This window comes from Dyadobacter endophyticus, assembly GCF_014641595.1.
Taxonomy (GTDB): domain Bacteria; phylum Bacteroidota; class Bacteroidia; order Cytophagales; family Spirosomataceae; genus Dyadobacter; species Dyadobacter endophyticus.
On sequence record NZ_BMIA01000003.1, the window covers coordinates 579929 to 596632 of the forward strand.

Here is a 16704-nt window from a genome sequence, read left to right on the forward strand (position 1 = left end):
TTTGATCGTTAATTTTACATTGTCCACGAGCTTGTGGCTTTTTTTTCCATGACAAGTATTTTGTCATTACGTACCCTGGTTTAAAGAATTCAAGTATGATGAGATTTGTAGTGCTTTCCATTTTGTTACTGGGTTCTGTTGCCTCATTCGGGCAAGCCAGCCTGCAAAAGACGTTCGTGCAGAAAATGGAACTGCCCGCCAGTCCGGATATTGGCACGCAGGTGCTGCGGATCAGCGAGTCGTTCCTCGGCACGCCCTACGTGGCAGGAACGCTGGAAGGCAACCCCTCCGAGCGGCTTGTCTGCAAGTTCGATGGCCTGGACTGCACTACGCTGGTTGAAAGCGTGATTGCGCTGGCGGTGGCCAAAACCGAAAATTCGACTTTCGAAGAATATAAAAACGAATTGACCAGGCTTCGTTACCGCGACGGCGTGATCGACGGCTATCCTTCCCGGCTGCATTACATTCTTGACTGGATGTATGAAAACCAGAAACGCGGACGCCTCGAAGACATTACTGCTAAGGTGGGCGGCGTACCCTTCACAAAGGAGATTAATTTCATGACCACCCACGCCAATCTGTACCCTTCCCTGGCGGCAAGCGAAGTGTATGAAAAACTGAAAGAGCAGGAAACGGTGATCAATTCGAGGGAACACAGCTACATTCCCAAAAACAGCATCCAGAAAGCCGAACCCATGCTGCATGATGGCGATATTGTCGCATTTACTTCATCGGTGGAGGGGCTCGATGTGAATCACATGGGTATTATTTCGAAAGTAGGCAGCCGTGCTTACCTGATCCACGCTTCGCTGACGGGCAAAAAGGTAATTATGACGAACGTTCCCCTGGCCGAGTATGTGGCTTCCGTTCCGAAACACACGGGTATGATCGTGGCCCGGCTCAACGATATCTGATGAATGAATGGATTTAACCGACCTGATTAATTACCGGAATTCCCCCTGGCTGTTGCTGCTCCTCTCCGGCGTCATTGGACTGGTTATCAGCATTATCATCATCAGCCTGATCAAAATAACGGCATCGAGGAAAAGCTGGACCCCGGTGCGCGCCGTCCGCGAAAACCTCACCAGTGTACTGCATTTCTTCATACCGATCGTACTCATTACGGCCGCGGCCAAAACTTATACTTACTCCAACCCGCAATACGACTGGGTGTTTGCATTGAGCAAAACCGCACTGATAGGCATTACCACCTGGCTAATGGCCCGCATCGTGATCATCGTCGAAAAGATCCTGATCGCCAAGCTGGATTTCAATACGCCCGACAACAATCAGGCACGGCGGCTGTTCACAAAGATCAAATTCGTGAAACGCATTGTCGTGATCATGGTCGTGACGATCGGCGTTTCGATATTGCTGCTTAGCTTCGATAGTGTGCGGCAATATGGCGTCGGGATCCTGACTTCTGCCGGTATTGCGTCGGTAATCATCGGTTTTGCAGCGCAAAAGTCGCTGGCGAACCTGATGGCCGGCATCCAGATCGCATTCACGCAGCCGATCAAAATCGACGACGTGGTGATCGTGGAAGGCGAATGGGGACGCATTGAGGAGATCAACCTTACTTACGTCGTGGTCAATATCTGGGATTTGCGCCGCATTGTGCTGCCCATTACCTACTTCATTGAAACTCCCTTCCAGAACTGGACGCGCAACGAAAGCGCGTTGACCGGCGCAGCATTTTTTTACCTCAATTACCACACACCGGTAGACGAGCTCCGGACCAAATTGAAAGAAATTCTCGACAGTACACCGCTTTGGGACGGGCGCGCATGGGCGTTGCAGGTGACCGACACCCAGGGGCAGCTGATGGTGGTCCGTGCACTGATGTCGGCACGAAATTCCAGCGAGACCTTCGACCTGCGTTGCCTGGTACGCGAAAAACTGATCGAATTTATCGCCAAAGAGCATCCCGAAGCGTTACCCACGACCCGCGTGGAAGAGCCGTCCCTGACGAAATTTAAGATTTCGGAAACAGGCATATAAAAAATTGGCCTCCGGAAGTTCCGAAGGCCAGTCTTTTCTTACTACTCACCTAACTCAATTTAACTCAATACAGTTTTTCTTTGATATTTTGAACCTCTCATTTACGCATCGTCGCAGGCGCCACTTTGACTTGAAAAAATGTGTAACGGCTTGCAAAAAATGGTGAAAATGAAACGGGGAAAGCCTATGGAAATGCCTCACGGCGCACGCAAATCTGAACGTGCGATTTACATTACAAAGGAGCTTTTCCGTTGTTAAAGAGGCATTAACGCTGAATTAAAAAGGAATTAAAAAGGTGGGAACTTCAAAATGAAGGTGGTACCGGAGCCCAATGCGGACTCCACTTCGATGCTCGCGCCTTGCATGTTGATAATGCGTTTGGTGAGTGCGAGGCCGATGCCATAGCCCGCTTTGCTGATCGTGGACTGGCTGCGGTAAAAAGTATCGAAAATATAGGGCAGCTCTTCCTGTGCAATGCCGATACCCATATCCCGGAAATTTATAACGATGAGCCTGTTTTTAATTTCAAGGAACACGTTGCAGGTTTTATCGGGCGAATACTTGCAGGCATTGTCCATCAGGTTCAGGAACGCTGTCCTGAGCAGACTTTCGTCGCCGAAGCGTTTCAACTGCTCCTCGTCCTCAGGGATTTTGTCATAGTGAATGTGCACCTGGTAGCCCGCATTCTTCTGCTGTACCGATGTTTTGGCCTGCCACAACACCTCGTCAATCCTGATCTTCGAGAATGTTACCCTAAATGCGTTTTCTTCTGTCCGTGCGAGTTCAAGCAGGCGGCTTACCAGCTCGTTCATTTCCTTCGCTTCCGACCAGATACCTTTCAATGCATCCTGATAATCAGTAGGTGAGCGCTCTTTCATCAGGCTCAGCTCTGCCTCGCTCATAATGAGCGCCAGTGGCGTACGCAGCTCGTGCGACGCGTGCGAGACGAAGTTTTTCTGCGCCACGAATGCGATTTCAAGCCTGGTAAGCATCTGGTTAAATGTCTCTGCCAGTAGTGCCAGCTCGTCCTTTTCGCGGCCTACCCGCACTTTTTCATGCAGATTACCCGCCGAAATGTTGTTTACCTGGTCGATAATGTCGGCCACGGGCTTAATCGCGTCGTTCGAGAACTGCCAGCCCGCAACACCTACGAGAATCATAGACAGCAGCCATCCGATGAGCAGGATTTCCCTCAGGCGATTCAGCTGGTTCATACCGAGATAGTCATTCGCGATCACAGCCACGACCCAGGGTTTCCGGTGATCCTGCAAAATGTGCCGGATAATGATCACCTCTTTCTTCTGATGTTTGGTATGGATTTCCCTCCCGGCCCGCGCATCGGTGAGCATGGGTTTAGAGAGCTTGAAATTCTCCTTTCCACTGATGAATATGACCGAATCGGAACCATCGTAAATCGTGATTTCCTCGTCGAGCAGGATTGTCTTGTTTTCCTTTTCGATCTTTTCGATATCCGCTTTGCTGATACCCTGGCTTGCTTCTACAAGTTGGGCGATCGTCTGGCCGCGCTCGTTCAGGAAGGAATAAAATTGCTTTTCGCGGTACTGGTCGTAGAAAAAGTAAATAGCAAGACAAAACAGCGCCATTATGGAGCCTACCAACAGGGTAAACAGCAGCGTCAGGCGCGATTTGATGTTCATTCTTCCTTGAAAATGTAGCCCATGCCCACCACCGTGTGGATCAGCTTGGTAGGATAGTCTTTATCGACTTTTTTGCGGAGGAAATTAATATACACGTCGATCACGTTGGTACCGGTATCAAAACGGATGTCCCACACTTGTTCGGCAATGTCTACACGCGAGACTACCCGCCCGCGGTTACGCATGAGGTATTCAAGCAAAGCGAATTCCTTGGCGGTGAGATCGATTCGGTTACCGCCCCTTCTGGCCACTTTTTCATCGAGGTTCAGTTCGAGGTCGGCCAGTGAGAGTACCTGACTGGATTGTTCGCGGACACTGTTGCGCTGCGAAAGCACTTTAATACGGGCGATCAGCTCGCGGAATTCGAAGGGCTTTACCAGGTAATCGTCTCCGCCCGCTTCGAAACCGTCCAGCTTGTCATCGATCGTGCCCAGTGCCGTCAGGAAAAGGATCGGGGTTGTCAGGCCGTCGGCGCGGAGCTGCTTGGCGAGGTCGTAGCCGTTGAGGAGCGGCAGGTTTACATCCAGAATGATCACGTCGAACCGGTAGTTGGAGGCCATTTTCTTACCGACTTGTCCGTCGTAAGCCAGTTCCACTTCCCACGACTGCTCTTCCAGGCCCCTTTTGAGAAAACCTGCGAGTTTTGGTTCGTCTTCAACGATTAGTATTTTCATAGATGCCAAGCGGTTTAAAGTGCCAAATGTTGCACAGATTTTTGCTTAAAAAAAGGCTGCCCGAAATATCGGACAGCCTTTTTGTCTATATCCACACCATTAGAACGTTGGCATTTCTCAATATCCCACGTTCCATTATAATGCAAAATATAAAATTTAAATTATAAACAATAGGTATTTCCCTATTTTCGCGAAATTTCATGCAAGTATCAGTAATAATCTGCGGAATTGTCATAGTCCGAACGATCGCCGAAAGCGCCGAAATCATCGTCTTCTTCCAAACGCATGGCCTTCGCTGCTTTTTTAATGAGTCCGATCTGGCCGGCATGGTACACGTCATGCTGGATCACGCCGTGTATCAGAGTATAATAGGAGTAGTCACGCCCCGGTACAAATTCTTCCAGGAAGCTATCATCTTCGATCTTTTCCAGTTCCGAAACGAGCTCTTCCTGTGACAGGCTCAGCTCCATCTGGATCGCCTCCCATTCGAACTCGTCGACTACCGGAAATTTTTTCCAGTCCTTGTCCTGCGTCTTAATGTCAAACTCAGCGTCGCCCTGCAATTTACGAACGGCAAAAATGCGCCAGGTAGTCATGTGGTACACGATTTCGGCGATTGAATGCGTATTGCTGCTCAGGCGCGCTTCCGCGATTTTTGGGGTTACATCGCGCAGCGCTTCTACTACCGACGGTCCATACCATGCTTCTTCGCTTTCGTAGGTGTCGTTAAGTACATCTATAATTCTTAAAATCTCTTCTTTTGCTTCCATTACGATTAGATTAAACAGCTGCAAATTTAAGGTGATTCGGACGAAGATTGCCCAAATGTGGTTTCAATATTAAAGAGACATTTTGACGGCATCCATACTCTCCCGATCCAATCCGCGAAAATCGGCTTTTCCAACCTTTCGCGAAGTGATACCGTCACAAATGCAGTTGCTAAGTCCGGGCTGGTAAACTTTAAAGTCATGAACTCACGGGCTCATAAACTTTAAGCATTTCAATTTTCGTTTATTTAACAAATTTTAAAATACAACTCAAATGTTCAAGAAAGCTTCTTTCCTCTTACTGATCGTCGGCCTCGGGTTGATGTCGTGTTCGAAAGACCCGATCAGCGACCTTTCCAATGAAGAGTCGTTGGTATACATTACAAATCACGATCAATCCGCCAATTTTAGTCAGTACAAAACATTCAGCATCGTGGATTCCGTGCTGATCGTCGAAAATAGCCGCGCGGGTACTTCCCTGGACGACATCGACCGCGCCATGCTGCAACGGCTCATCACCAATATGCAAAGCATGGGTTATAAGTATGTGAGCCGTAAGGACAACCCCGACGTCGGTATTAACGTATCCTGGATCACCAATACTTACCTCAATGTATATCAACCGCTTTCTTCCTACTATGGTGGTTACTGGGGTGGTTACGGCTACGGTTACCCGAGCTATTACAACTATTATGAAACCAGCGAAAGCTCCTGGATGATCTCGATGCTCGATTTCAAAAATCCTAAGACAACGGCATCCGGCAAGACTTTCAATGTGATTTGGGACGCACAGATCCGCGGCTCGGCCATTGGCGACCAAAACCTCATCGACAAAATGGCGGATTCCATTTTCGGGCAATCCGGTTATCTCAAAATCAAGTAACAAATGAAACGAATCATCATCATTGCCCTTTTCCTTGGAAGTGTACTCCCCGCATGGGCACAGGAGAAACCCAAGTTATACACCATTGCGTCGCCGTTTGAGCGGTACACCTATTACCTGGCTACTGCGCGTTTCATCGGCGCAGTGCCCATGGGCTCATTCAAGGATAATTATGTCGACAAATCTTCTTTCCAGAATGCATCGGTGTCTATCGAATGGGTCCTGAGAAACTCCCAACTTTCTGTGGGCGGAGAAATCGGCTCTACTTATTTTGAAAAACGCGTTCCGAGAGCCTTGTACGAAGGCGACGGGGGCACTATCTCAGCTGTTCAAACGCGCACCGTTTCGCAATATCCGGTAGAATTGTTTGCTAATTACCACTTCCTCCCACGCAACTCGCAGGTACAGCCATACGTGCAGGTGAGCGCGGGCGCGAGCATTATCGATTACACCGTTTACTATGGCACTTTGTCATCACAAGATCAGGCGGTACGTTTTAAATACGGCATTGGCGCCGGTTCTAAATTTTTCTTCAAGAAGGATGGGACGTTTGGCCTTGATGTTCGTGTCAAATATGATGGCACGGCTTATAAATATGACTACATCGACAAAGGCATATCATCCGTGAACGGTTCGATAGGCCTATTCTATCGTTGGTGGTAAATAACGCATCGTGACACATAAAAAGAAGGTTTTGACCAAAACATCGCTTATCTGGCTTAGTGGCATTCTCGCATTCCTGATCGGTTCCGGGCTTTGGGCCTGGAACCGTTTTGGTCCCAGCCACCACAAATCTTACGTTCAGGTTACTGAAAGCTTCCCCATGGCGCGGACGCTCGACTCCGCCTCCAATTCATGTGACCTCACGATCCGGCGTTACCGTCAGATCGGCCGGGAAATGCAGTTCGAGCTGGCAGCGAATGCAGGCGGGCTTTCTCCTTACGACGTAAAAATCAGCCAGAACGGCAAAACACAAACCTTCCAGGCCGTGCCGCACCGTTACGGGACATGGCTCACAATCCCCGGCGTGCAGGTCAATGGCGGCGAAGCGCAGATCAATGTGGTAAGCCTCGGCCAGCAAGGGTGCCAGACGACCGCCGCGTTCAATTTCGAAGCTGCGATGGCCAATGACGTGATCGATGCCAAAGAGTGGATCCGGCAGGGAAGCAAAGACAACTGGCTCGATGTGAGGCCCATTCGCAAAGACGGCAAACTCCTCCTCCGCGACTTTGCCAACTATAACGACAACCGCACGAAAGTGGTCATGATCGACGGTATTGTCGTGCAGGGATTGGAAAATGGCATTGAAGTGAAACCGGGTTATTTGTATTCGGTAACTTCCCGCTGGATCGACGCTCCCTACAATGACTGGTGGAATGCGGCCAAAAACCGCACAGTCCGCCAGCAGAACATCTACATTGCCGGCAAGCCCGACCAGGCAGCCTCCAATGCGCTGACGCGCATCAGCATCCCCGACTGGTTTTCACCTTCACGCACCATCAACGTCGATTTCGACACGCGTTTTCCCGAATTTGAACCCATTAAGGACAAGCTGGTGATGCAATACCGGCTGAATAACTATGTTTCTTCTGACAACTATTACAAACGCGGGATCGGTTTTTTGTCCAATACTGAAAAAGAGTATCCGTCGGAAAAGCTGCATTACACGGCCACTCCCAATTACTTTGGCGATAAGGATGAAAAGTGGTTTGCGAGCCTTTCCAAAGAACAGGTAGAGGCATTGGCGGGCATCCCCGGTTTTGGCGTGTATGCGTACGATTTCGAGTTTTGGAGCCAGCATTATTCCAAAGAGGTTATACAACGGCTGATCTGGTTTTCCAAAGTGGTTAAAAAGAACCATCCGCATATGCATTTGATGGATTACTGGGGGGGCGGGGCCTATACCAACCCACATATTAATACGGTTGGCGGTGCTAACCCGAAGGATTTTATCAAAGAATACAGCGAACCGAAAGCGAACAATCCGAACTTCGATCCACTGCCGAACGGCGATAGCTTCCGGGATATCTTCAACACTGTCCCCATTGACGTGTATCCCAAACCGATGTTTGCGATCGACAATGCAGGTAATTCGCCGAACAACTTCGTGCTGCTTTCCGCGATCCATTCGCTGCGCATCAACAAGCTCCTGCCCTACCAGAAAAACAGTAAATTCATTTTCTACGGCTGGAACCGGTACATGCCGTTATACAAAGACCCCATTGTCCCCTGGAACTACCAGCTTTCCGACCCCAAAGGGGAGCTCATCATGAACCAGCTCGAAATGATGCCCGCGAGTCAGGCATTAAGCTTTTCATTGTTCTCACTAATCCTGTTCGACGGCTACTACCTCTGGCACGACGGTGCGCCGAGCGCACAAAACCCGAATGCCTACAAACTTTCGAAAGATATGTGGGGCTGGGGCTACGAATGGTACCCGGCCGATAGCAAAACACCCGAAAACGAAGTGGGTCGCAACACTACCGGAGGAACTGCCGCTCCTTACTGGGACTTCCCGACCGAATATTATGCACTGGGTAACTGGATGGCGAAACAGGTGGAGGACGTAATTGTAGGCGGACGGAACCAGGACCTTGCATTTCAACTGAACGGACAATGGATCCAGCCTAAAAAGGAACAGGCATTGCTGGCCATCGACGGCAAGCAGCCTTTTATTACTGCCGTCGTGAAAGGCAATCAGATCGTGGTACTCGGCGTCGATTCGTTCCAGCAGCCTTCTGCCCAACGGAAAATGAAAGTTCGCCTTCCGGATGGCGTGGAAGCAGAAATCGAGCTGTATGGCAACTGGCCTGCGCTTTACCGGGGTACCCTGAAGAAATAGTTTTGAAATACATCATAAAAGCAGAAAGCTCGCCGATGAAGCGAGCTTTCTGCTTTTATGATAGAAATACTAGGCAACTTTCACATAGCTGCCGAGCCATTTCAAATGCGTCCCGTACTTGTGCATGATCTCCTGCACTTGCGGATCGTCCATGTGCCCGAGGAATTCCACCAGGAACCACGCCCTGAACGACGCTTCGCCACGCAATGGGCGACTCTCGATCTTGGTAAGGTTAATGCCGCGATCGTTGAAATCTTTCAGGAACTCGTACAGCACGCCGGGGCGGTTGGTATTGGGCAGGTTAGCGATGATCGTCGTCTTGTCGTCGCTGCTCTTCATATTTGTAAACTCCTTAGCCAGAATCAGGAAGCGGGTCTGGTTCTGATCGCTGTCTTCGATATTATCAAATAGGATAGGAACACCAAACAACCTTGCCGAAATCGACGAGCATATTGCCGCCGCATCGGGCTCCTGGGACGCCAGCTTAGCCGCTTTGGAAGTCGAATCCACGGCGATCAGCTCGATACCCATGCCTTCAAGGTATTCACTGATAAATTTGCCGCATTGCCGGAATGCAATGTCTTTGGAATAAATCCTTTTAATCGATTTCAGGCTATCGGATTGCGACGCGAAAGTAAAATGTACTTTCAAAAGCATTTCCGCCACAATTGAAAGGTTTTTTTCCCGCAGGAAGTCGACCGTTTCGACCACTATACCCTCCTGGTTATTCTCGATCGGCACCACGCCAAATTTGGCGCGGCCGGTTTCCACGCTTTCAAATACCGAATGGATCGTCGGCAACACGAGGTACTCGCTCATCGCCCCGAAACGACCTTCGGCCGCCTGATGCGTGAAGCTTCCCTCCGGCCCCAGGTAAGATACCCGCTCAGGCAGTTCCAGATTGCGGGATACCGCGAAAATCTCGAAGAAAATGGCATCTATCGCCTGGCGGGTGAGTAACCCATTGTTGTGCTTCGCCAGCCGGTCGAGGATTTGTTTTTCTCTTTCGGGGCGGTAGATAATCGACTGGGAAGACCGTTTCAGCTCGCCAACCTTTTTGACAAGCTCCATACGCTCGTTCAAAATGCCCAGCAACTGGTCGTCCAGCCCATCGATCCTGTTTCTTAAATCCTGTAATTCCACAAAGACTCTTTAAATATGATGTTCAAACCGGGAGGTGCGTTTACACTTTTGAATAAAGAACTTCCCGGCCTGATATTACTTGACCACGCCAAAGATAATGCACGGGGGTTACCCTGCGAGCGCGAGTTCCTCAACGTTCTTCTCCACTTTGAGATTATCGATGATAAATCGCTGTCTCTCAGGCGTATTCTTGCCCATAAAATAACTCAGCAGTTTCTGAATGGACGTTTCCTTTTGAAGGATCACCGGTTCCACACGCATATCTTCCCCGATAAACCGGCCGAACTCTTCCGGTGAAATCTCTCCTAATCCTTTAAAGCGGGTTATTTCCGGCTTACTGCCCAGCTTGTCGATGGCGGCCTGCTTTTCCTCTGCGGTGTAACAGTAAATAGTTTCTTTCTTGTTGCGGACCCGGAACAACGGCGTTTCGAGCACAAACAAATGTCCGTTCCGAACCAGATCCGGGAAGAATTGCAGGAAGAAGGTCATCAGCAGCAAACGAATGTGCATACCGTCTACATCGGCATCGGTAGCGATGATAATGCGGTTGAAGCGAAGATTTTCCACACCGTTTTCCACATCCAATGCGTGTTGCAGCAGGTTAAACTCTTCATTTTCATAAACAATCTTTTTCGTAAGCCCGAACGAGTTGAGCGGTTTACCGCGCAAAGAGAATACCGCTTGCGTCTGAATATCCCTCGATTTGGTGATGGAACCGCTCGCCGAATCCCCTTCCGTGATAAAAAGTGTGGTTTCGTAGCGCTGGTCACTTTTCAAATCGGTGAGATGCAGGCGGCAGTCGCGAAGCTTTTTGTTATGTAAATTGGCCTTTTTGGCACGGTCGTTGGCGAGTTTCTTGATCCCTGCCAGCTCCTTACGCTCCCGCTCCGACTGCTCGATCCGTTTTTTCAATGCATCGCGCGCTTCGGGATTCATGTGCAGGAAATTATCCAGCCTTTCTTTGACGAAATCGTTAACAAATGTTCTTACCGTAGTGCTGTTCGGGTCGGGTGTGATGGTGTTGGAACCGAGCTTGGTTTTAGTTTGAGACTCGAAAACCGGCTCCTGAACGCGGATCGCAATGGCGCCGATGATGGACGAACGAATGTCTTCGGGGGCATAATCTTTACCGAAATGTTCGCGAACGGCTTTAACAACTGCTTCCCTGAATGCAGCGAGATGGGTACCTCCCTGTGTCGTATACTGACCATTCACAAACGAGTAGTATTCTTCACCGTACTGGTTACCATGAGTCATCGCCATTTCAATGTCCTCACCCTTCAAATGAATGATCGGATACCGCAAAGTTTCCGCGTCGGATTTGCTTTTCAGGAGGTCGAGCAGGCCGTTTTGGGAGAAGTATTTCTGCCCGTTAAAATTGATCGTCAACCCTGCATTCAAATAGCAGTAGTTCCAGATCATGTTATCGAGGTACTGCGGAATGTAACGGAAGTTCTTAAAAATAGTACCGTCCGGCTCAAACGCTACGTGCGTGCCGTTCCGCTGGCTGGTAGTGCCTTCCTGCGATTCACTCACAAGTGCTCCCTGGTTAAACTCCGCACTCTTAGTCTTGCCGTCGCGGAACGATTGCACCTTGAAATGGGCAGAAAGTGCATTCACCGCTTTGGTACCCACGCCGTTCAAACCCACCGATTTCTGGAAGGCCCCCGAGTCGTATTTACCACCGGTATTGATCTTCGAAACGCAGTCCACGACTTTTCCGAGCGGAATACCGCGGCCATAATCGCGCACTTCCACGCGGTGTTCGGAGATCTTTATCTCAATTGTTTTGCCATTACCCATCATGTGCTCGTCGATCGAGTTATCGACCACTTCCTTCACCAACACGTAAATTCCATCGTCCACCGACGAGCCGTCCCCGAGCTTTCCGATATACATCCCGGGTCTGAGGCGGATATGTTCTTTCCAGTCAAGCGACCGGATACTGCTCTCGTCGTACTGAACATTTGTACTTTCCATATTTATAACTATTCTTTTAGGAGTATTATCGCTTTTGGAACTGGTATTTTAATAATTTGAATCTTTTGTCGTTACCCTGTTATACCTTTGCAGGGGTCCCTTGGGAAGGGAGCCCGATTAATAGAAATTCTTTAAAAATAGGAAAAATCTAATTTACTTTGCCATGATATACACTACCACAATATTACGTGTACTCGAATCCCAAATTCAAAAATACTAGTCTTACACATAGTTTTAATGAATTTTCAGACTTTCAATAGTACAATAATTCTTCTTATGAACAGATCCAGGTTGGCTAAAAGTTATAAATCTATACTTCCCTATTTCCTGAGTTTAATCATTTCACTACCCGCTTTTTCACAGGTTACTGCCCCGACAGCCCCTTCCGGGAACGCTCCGGCGTCTAACGGCGCCCAGGGCACAACGCAGTCAGGCCCGAGAGGTAATAGCACAGGCACCACTGGCTCTGGTAACACACAATCGGGCCCAGGCGGGCAGCAAGGCGGAAATCAGCAGGGAGGAAATCAGCAATCGGGTAACCAGCAGCAAGGAAACGACGGCCAGGGTGGCGACAAAGGTAAAAACGCCGCTAACCAGAACAGCCAGAACACCGAAGGCGGTGACCAGAGCAAAGTCAACACCAGCACGAGCACCGCGATGACTCCCGAAGAGCAAGCCAAAGAATCGCTCCGTCAGAAAATCTACGGCTACTCGATATTTGCGGATAAAAAATTAGGGCTAATTCCTGACTTACAGATCGTTACACCAACAACCTACGTTGTAGGCCCGGGTGACGAATTGAAGATATATCTCTATAACTACGCCGAAAGCACTTACGAAACGATTGTCAATAAAGATGGGTTCATCAGCATCCCCCGTGTCGGTAATGTAATGGTCGCAGGTCGTACAATTGAAGAAATCAAGAAAATCCTGATCGACAAGTTTGCCAAGTTTGTACCGGGAATGATCGGCACAGGCGGCGAAACGGCACGCACCAAACTGATGGTTACCCTTGGAGAAGTGCGATCGGTGAAAGTTTTTGTAACGGGAGAAGTGATTAACCCGGGCACTTACACGGTATCTTCCCTCTCCTCCGCATTCAATGCATTGTACCAGGCTGGTGGCCCTAATGAAATTGGATCTTTCCGCGAAGTACGTGTTGTTCGCCAGGGCAAGGTCGTGTCGAGAATGGATATTTATGATTATCTCGTAAATGGTAAGATCGACGGCGACATCCGTGTTCAGGAAAATGACAACGTCGTGGTCGGCTACTACCTGAAACGCGCCGAGATCGCCGGTATGGTGAAACGTCCGGGCATTTATGAATTGAAACCGGAAGAAAAACTGGGCGATGTGATCCGCTATTCAGGCGGTTTCAGCGACAAGGCTTACCGTGCGAGATTGAAGATACAACGCATTACTTCCAGGGAGCGTAAAATCCTCGATGTGCCCGAAGACCAGTACGACAGCTTCGAAATGGCAACCGGCGATTCGATCAATGTGGAAACCGTACTCGACCGCTTCGAGAACATTGTAAATATTGAAGGTGCGGTAATGCGCCCCGGCCAGTACTCGCTCGACAACAGCCCTACGCTGAAAAAGCTGATCGAAAATGCACAGGGAATGCGCGAAGACGCTTTTGTAGGCCGCCTGAACGTGCTACGGACCCGCGAAGACCTGACCATCCAGACAATCCCCATTAACTTTACCGATGTGCTGAACGGCACAACTCCCGATCTTGTGCTCACCCGCCTGGATCAGGTTATAGTTCCTTCGAAATTCGAAATGGCGGAAACTGCCTTCGTAAGCGTTGAAGGGGAAGTTAACAATACCAAAATCGGCGAGAACGAAGGAAAATTCCCTTACACTACCGACATGACACTCGAAGACGTACTCGTACAGGCAGGCGGTTTGAAGGAATCGGCTTATACGTCGGAGGTCGAGGTGGTCAGAAGAAAAAGAAATTCGGTAGCCGGTGCGGCAAATGCACAGATTTCGGAGGTTTATAAATTCAATGTGAACCGCGACCTCTCCCTGAATGCGAAGGCAACCAATTTTGTGCTCTTCCCGTTCGACCAGGTGATCGTCCGCAAGTCGCCCAACTATGTTGAACAACAGACTGTTTTTGTTGAAGGAGAAGTGCTGGTGACCGGCCCCTATACGATTGTCAACAAGAATGACAAGATCAGCGACATTATCAAAAGAGCCGGTGGACTGACCGAGCTCGCTTATCCGGAAGGAGCAACCCTGCTGCGTCGTACGGTTGTGAAAAACCTCGAAGAGGCTGTGGACTACGAACAGGTTCAACAAACCGAAAAAAGCATCAAACAAGGAACGCTTACCGGTGACCTGCCGAACGTGAAGGAAGAGAAAATCGGTATCGTTTTGAAAAACATTCTGAAAAATCCGGGTTCATTCGAAGACCTTGTGGTTCAGGAAGGTGATATTATCCGTATTCCTAAGCGCCTGGAAACCGTTCAGGTAACCGGCTCGGTACTTTACCCTACTACCGTGAAATACGGCAAAGGGATGAACTTCTCGGATTACATTTCGCAATCGGGGGGTTTTACGGTGCAGTCGCTCAGAAAGAGCTCGTATATTAAGTATCCTAACGGCAATATCGATCGCACGAGAAGATTCATGTTTTTCAATGTGTACCCGAAAGTACAGCCGGGCTCGGAGATCTTCGTTCCGACACGAGCTGCTCCTGCTTTGAATACGCAGCAGACGATTTCAACAGCTACAACCCTGTTGAGTTCAATTATGGGATTAATTGTAACAGTATTGGCATTCCGTTCACTTAAGTAACTATGGCGACAGCGACCACACAAGAAATTCCGGAAGACGAGCTATCTCCAAAGGAAGTCGTCGAGAAAGTACTAGTAGTTAAAGACGCGCTGATCCGTAACTGGAAATGGATGCTGCTCCTGCCTGTTGTAGGGTTCGGTATCGGGTTTGCTATGGATACTTATCAGAACAAACCACCCACCTACGAAGCCAACGTGGTGTTTAACCTCGGTGCAGCGGGAGCGAGTTCCGGTCTGGGTGACATGGCTGGCCTGCTGGGATTGGGCGCGCAGCCGGACGCGAATATCTTTACCGGAGAGAACTTCTTCTATTTCGTAAAGTCCCGCCCGGTATTAGAGCGGAACCTAATGAAAGAAATAGAAATCAACGGAAAAAAACAGATTCTGGCTAACTTCTATATCGATTCGAGCGGTATTAAAACTTCCGATTGGGCAGACTATCCCGATTTGCAGAAATTCCATTTTACGACGAATGATATCAAAAAACTGGACATTAATTCGCGTATAAACCTCAATACCATCGTAAAGCGTACAGCCGAGGCTACCGAGATCGCTTCGCTCGACCGCAAGTCGTCTTTCACCTCGCTTTCCACCAAAATGGAGAACGAACACCTCGCAGGATTGTGGGTGACTACCCTTCTGGAAACGGTGGAAGAAATGTACACTGAAAACCAGACCCAGAAAACACGGAAAACGCTCCGTTTGCTCAACCACCGTGCAGATTCACTCGCAGTGGTACTGGGAATTGCCGAGCATAAGCTGGCCAGACAACTCGATTACAGCGCGCAGATCATGATGCCGGAAGCCAAAGTATCGGCCAACAGCGCGGAAAGAAAATCGTCCTTCCTGCAACAGCTGTATTACGAAGCAATGGCCAATGCCGAGAAAATGCGTATTTCCCTCGTAAAGGAAGCTCCTCTGTTCACAGAGATCGAAGGTATTAAAGTGCCTCTGGATGTGAAATATGAAGACAAGCGTAATGCTAAAATCGGGGCATTGGCAGGTTTGATGATCGCACTGATCTTCGTCTATTTCAGAACAGTGTTTTCTTCACCCACCACCACCACTACCGTGCGTAAGGAAGTAGTAACGGCGTAATCATGGCAACTCAACACTCTATTACAATCAAGGCCGGCGGGTCTGAAAAGGATTATTGGAAAGACCTCTGGCTTAACAAGCAACTCCTCTGGATCCTTTCGAAAAGGGACATTTCCGTTCGCTACAAACAAACGCTCCTGGGCGTGGCGTGGAGCGTATTGCGCCCGCTCATGACGATGATCGTGATGGTATTCGTGTTCAGCTACCTGGCGAAAATCAAAAGCGACCCGGGTATTCCCTATCCTTTGATGGTATTGAGCGGGCTGACGATCTGGACATTTTTCGCAAACACGTTTACTCAGATCAGTAACAGCATTCTCATCAACTCCAATCTCGTTTCGAAGGTTTACTTCCCGAGATTGCTTATGCCGCTCAGCTCTGTTGCTGTCGGTTTCGTCGATTTTATGATCACATTCGGGATATTTCTGATCCTGACACCATTCTTCGATCACCCTATCAGCTGGAAGATCGTGTTTCTTCCTTGCTTCATTTTACTTACATTTATTACATCAATGGGCTTTGGCCTGTTTTTTGCGGTGCTAAATGTGCGCTTCCGCGATATTGGTCAGTTAATCCCGTTCATGGTTCAGGTTGGGATGTACGCCTGCCCTGTCGCTTACAGCAGTACGCTTGCGCAGGGTACATGGTTCGAAAAATATTATAATCTGAACCCGCTGGTGGGTATCATCGACGGTTTCCGCTGGTGCCTGTTGGGAGATAAGGCTTACTTTAATCCGGATAGCCTGTATTCCACAGCAGCAATTTCATTGATTATACTGATCGTGTCGCTGATCTATTTCCGCAAAAAGGAGAACACTTTCGTTGACCATATCTGAAACAATCACACTTGG

At 49.0% G+C, this 16704-nt stretch carries 13 protein-coding genes; 8 read left to right on the forward strand and 5 right to left on the reverse strand.

What is annotated here, in order from left to right; genetic code table 11:
• The first annotated feature begins 95 nt into the window (after positions 1-95).
• Positions 96-914: an N-acetylmuramoyl-L-alanine amidase-like domain-containing protein gene (locus tag IEY24_RS22085; RefSeq protein ID WP_188936097.1), complete on the forward strand. Its 819-nt coding sequence runs from the start codon at positions 96-98 to the stop codon at positions 912-914.
• A gap of 7 nt (positions 915-921) precedes the next feature.
• Positions 922-2001, forward strand: coding sequence for a mechanosensitive ion channel family protein (locus IEY24_RS22090; RefSeq protein ID WP_188936099.1), 1080 nt, complete (start codon positions 922-924; stop codon positions 1999-2001).
• A gap of 287 nt (positions 2002-2288) precedes the next feature.
• Here the strand turns inward: IEY24_RS22090 and IEY24_RS22095 are convergent, their stop codons facing one another.
• From IEY24_RS22095 to IEY24_RS22105, 3 genes are all read right to left on the reverse strand, one after another.
• Positions 2289-3659 carry a HAMP domain-containing sensor histidine kinase gene (locus IEY24_RS22095; RefSeq protein ID WP_188936101.1) on the reverse strand — a complete coding sequence of 457 codons (1371 nt, stop codon included), beginning with the start codon at positions 3657-3659 and terminating at the stop codon, positions 2289-2291.
• The gene (locus tag IEY24_RS22100; protein WP_188936103.1) at positions 3656-4333 is read right to left on the reverse strand and encodes a response regulator; all 678 of its coding nucleotides are present in this window, start codon (positions 4331-4333) and stop codon (positions 3656-3658) included. Before IEY24_RS22100 ends, IEY24_RS22095 begins: the two co-directional genes overlap by 4 nt.
• A 209-nt stretch (positions 4334-4542) precedes the next feature.
• Positions 4543-5103, reverse strand: coding sequence for a DinB family protein (locus tag IEY24_RS22105; RefSeq protein ID WP_188936105.1), 561 nt, complete (start codon positions 5101-5103; stop codon positions 4543-4545).
• Between the two features lie 271 nt (positions 5104-5374).
• On the opposite strand from IEY24_RS22105, the gene IEY24_RS22110 reads away from it, so the two are divergent.
• Genes IEY24_RS22110 through IEY24_RS22120 form a run of 3 tightly spaced genes read left to right on the forward strand, consistent with a single transcriptional unit; the run spans position 5375 to position 8825 of the window.
• On the forward strand, positions 5375-5983 hold the full coding sequence (locus IEY24_RS22110; RefSeq protein WP_188936107.1) for a DUF4136 domain-containing protein: 609 nt from the start codon (positions 5375-5377) through the stop codon (positions 5981-5983).
• A 3-nt stretch (positions 5984-5986) separates the two neighbouring features.
• Positions 5987-6646 (forward strand): OmpW family outer membrane protein, encoded by a 660-nt coding sequence (locus IEY24_RS22115; RefSeq protein ID WP_188936109.1) that lies wholly within the window; start codon positions 5987-5989, stop codon positions 6644-6646.
• Between the two features lie 10 nt (positions 6647-6656).
• The gene (locus IEY24_RS22120; protein ID WP_188936110.1) at positions 6657-8825 is read left to right on the forward strand and encodes a hypothetical protein; all 2169 of its coding nucleotides are present in this window, start codon (positions 6657-6659) and stop codon (positions 8823-8825) included.
• 69 nt (positions 8826-8894) lie between these two features.
• On the opposite strand, the gene pheA is transcribed toward IEY24_RS22120, so the two are convergent.
• Both pheA and IEY24_RS22130 read right to left on the reverse strand, forming a co-directional pair.
• The gene (gene pheA / locus IEY24_RS22125) at positions 8895-9968 is read right to left on the reverse strand and encodes a prephenate dehydratase (RefSeq protein WP_188936111.1); all 1074 of its coding nucleotides are present in this window, start codon (positions 9966-9968) and stop codon (positions 8895-8897) included.
• 108 nt (positions 9969-10076) lie between these two features.
• Positions 10077-11948, reverse strand: coding sequence for a DNA topoisomerase IV subunit B (locus IEY24_RS22130; protein ID WP_188936112.1), 1872 nt, complete (start codon positions 11946-11948; stop codon positions 10077-10079).
• 276 nt (positions 11949-12224) lie between these two features.
• On the opposite strand from IEY24_RS22130, the gene IEY24_RS22135 reads away from it, so the two are divergent.
• From IEY24_RS22135 to IEY24_RS22145, 3 genes are read left to right on the forward strand one after another with little or no spacing between them, the layout of a single operon-like run.
• Positions 12225-14756 carry an SLBB domain-containing protein gene (locus IEY24_RS22135; RefSeq protein WP_188936115.1) on the forward strand — a complete coding sequence of 844 codons (2532 nt, stop codon included), beginning with the start codon at positions 12225-12227 and terminating at the stop codon, positions 14754-14756.
• Positions 14757-14758: 2 nt separating this feature from the next.
• Positions 14759-15853, forward strand: coding sequence for a hypothetical protein (locus IEY24_RS22140; protein WP_188936117.1), 1095 nt, complete (start codon positions 14759-14761; stop codon positions 15851-15853).
• A 2-nt stretch (positions 15854-15855) separates the two neighbouring features.
• Positions 15856-16689, forward strand: coding sequence for an ABC transporter permease (locus tag IEY24_RS22145; protein ID WP_188936119.1), 834 nt, complete (start codon positions 15856-15858; stop codon positions 16687-16689).
• The last annotated feature ends 15 nt before the right edge of the window (positions 16690-16704 follow it).

What these genes read in the sequence shown, in the direction of transcription:
- IEY24_RS22110 (WP_188936107.1), top strand. Translation starts at nt 5,375, where the DNA reads ATGTTCAAGAAAGCTTCTTTCCTCTTACTGATCGTCGGCCTCGGGTTG.
- IEY24_RS22090 (WP_188936099.1), top strand. Translation starts at nt 922, where the DNA reads ATGGATTTAACCGACCTGATTAATTACCGGAATTCCCCCTGGCTGTTG.
- IEY24_RS22105 (WP_188936105.1), bottom strand. Translation starts at nt 5,103, where the DNA reads ATGGAAGCAAAAGAAGAGATTTTAAGAATTATAGATGTACTTAACGAC.
- IEY24_RS22095 (WP_188936101.1), bottom strand. Translation starts at nt 3,659, where the DNA reads ATGAACATCAAATCGCGCCTGACGCTGCTGTTTACCCTGTTGGTAGGC.
- IEY24_RS22115 (WP_188936109.1), top strand. Translation starts at nt 5,987, where the DNA reads ATGAAACGAATCATCATCATTGCCCTTTTCCTTGGAAGTGTACTCCCC.
- IEY24_RS22100 (WP_188936103.1), bottom strand. Translation starts at nt 4,333, where the DNA reads ATGAAAATACTAATCGTTGAAGACGAACCAAAACTCGCAGGTTTTCTC.
- IEY24_RS22135 (WP_188936115.1), top strand. Translation starts at nt 12,225, where the DNA reads ATGAACAGATCCAGGTTGGCTAAAAGTTATAAATCTATACTTCCCTAT.
- IEY24_RS22145 (WP_188936119.1), top strand. Translation starts at nt 15,856, where the DNA reads ATGGCAACTCAACACTCTATTACAATCAAGGCCGGCGGGTCTGAAAAG.
- IEY24_RS22140 (WP_188936117.1), top strand. Translation starts at nt 14,759, where the DNA reads ATGGCGACAGCGACCACACAAGAAATTCCGGAAGACGAGCTATCTCCA.
- IEY24_RS22130 (WP_188936112.1), bottom strand. Translation starts at nt 11,948, where the DNA reads ATGGAAAGTACAAATGTTCAGTACGACGAGAGCAGTATCCGGTCGCTT.
- IEY24_RS22085 (WP_188936097.1), top strand. Translation starts at nt 96, where the DNA reads ATGATGAGATTTGTAGTGCTTTCCATTTTGTTACTGGGTTCTGTTGCC.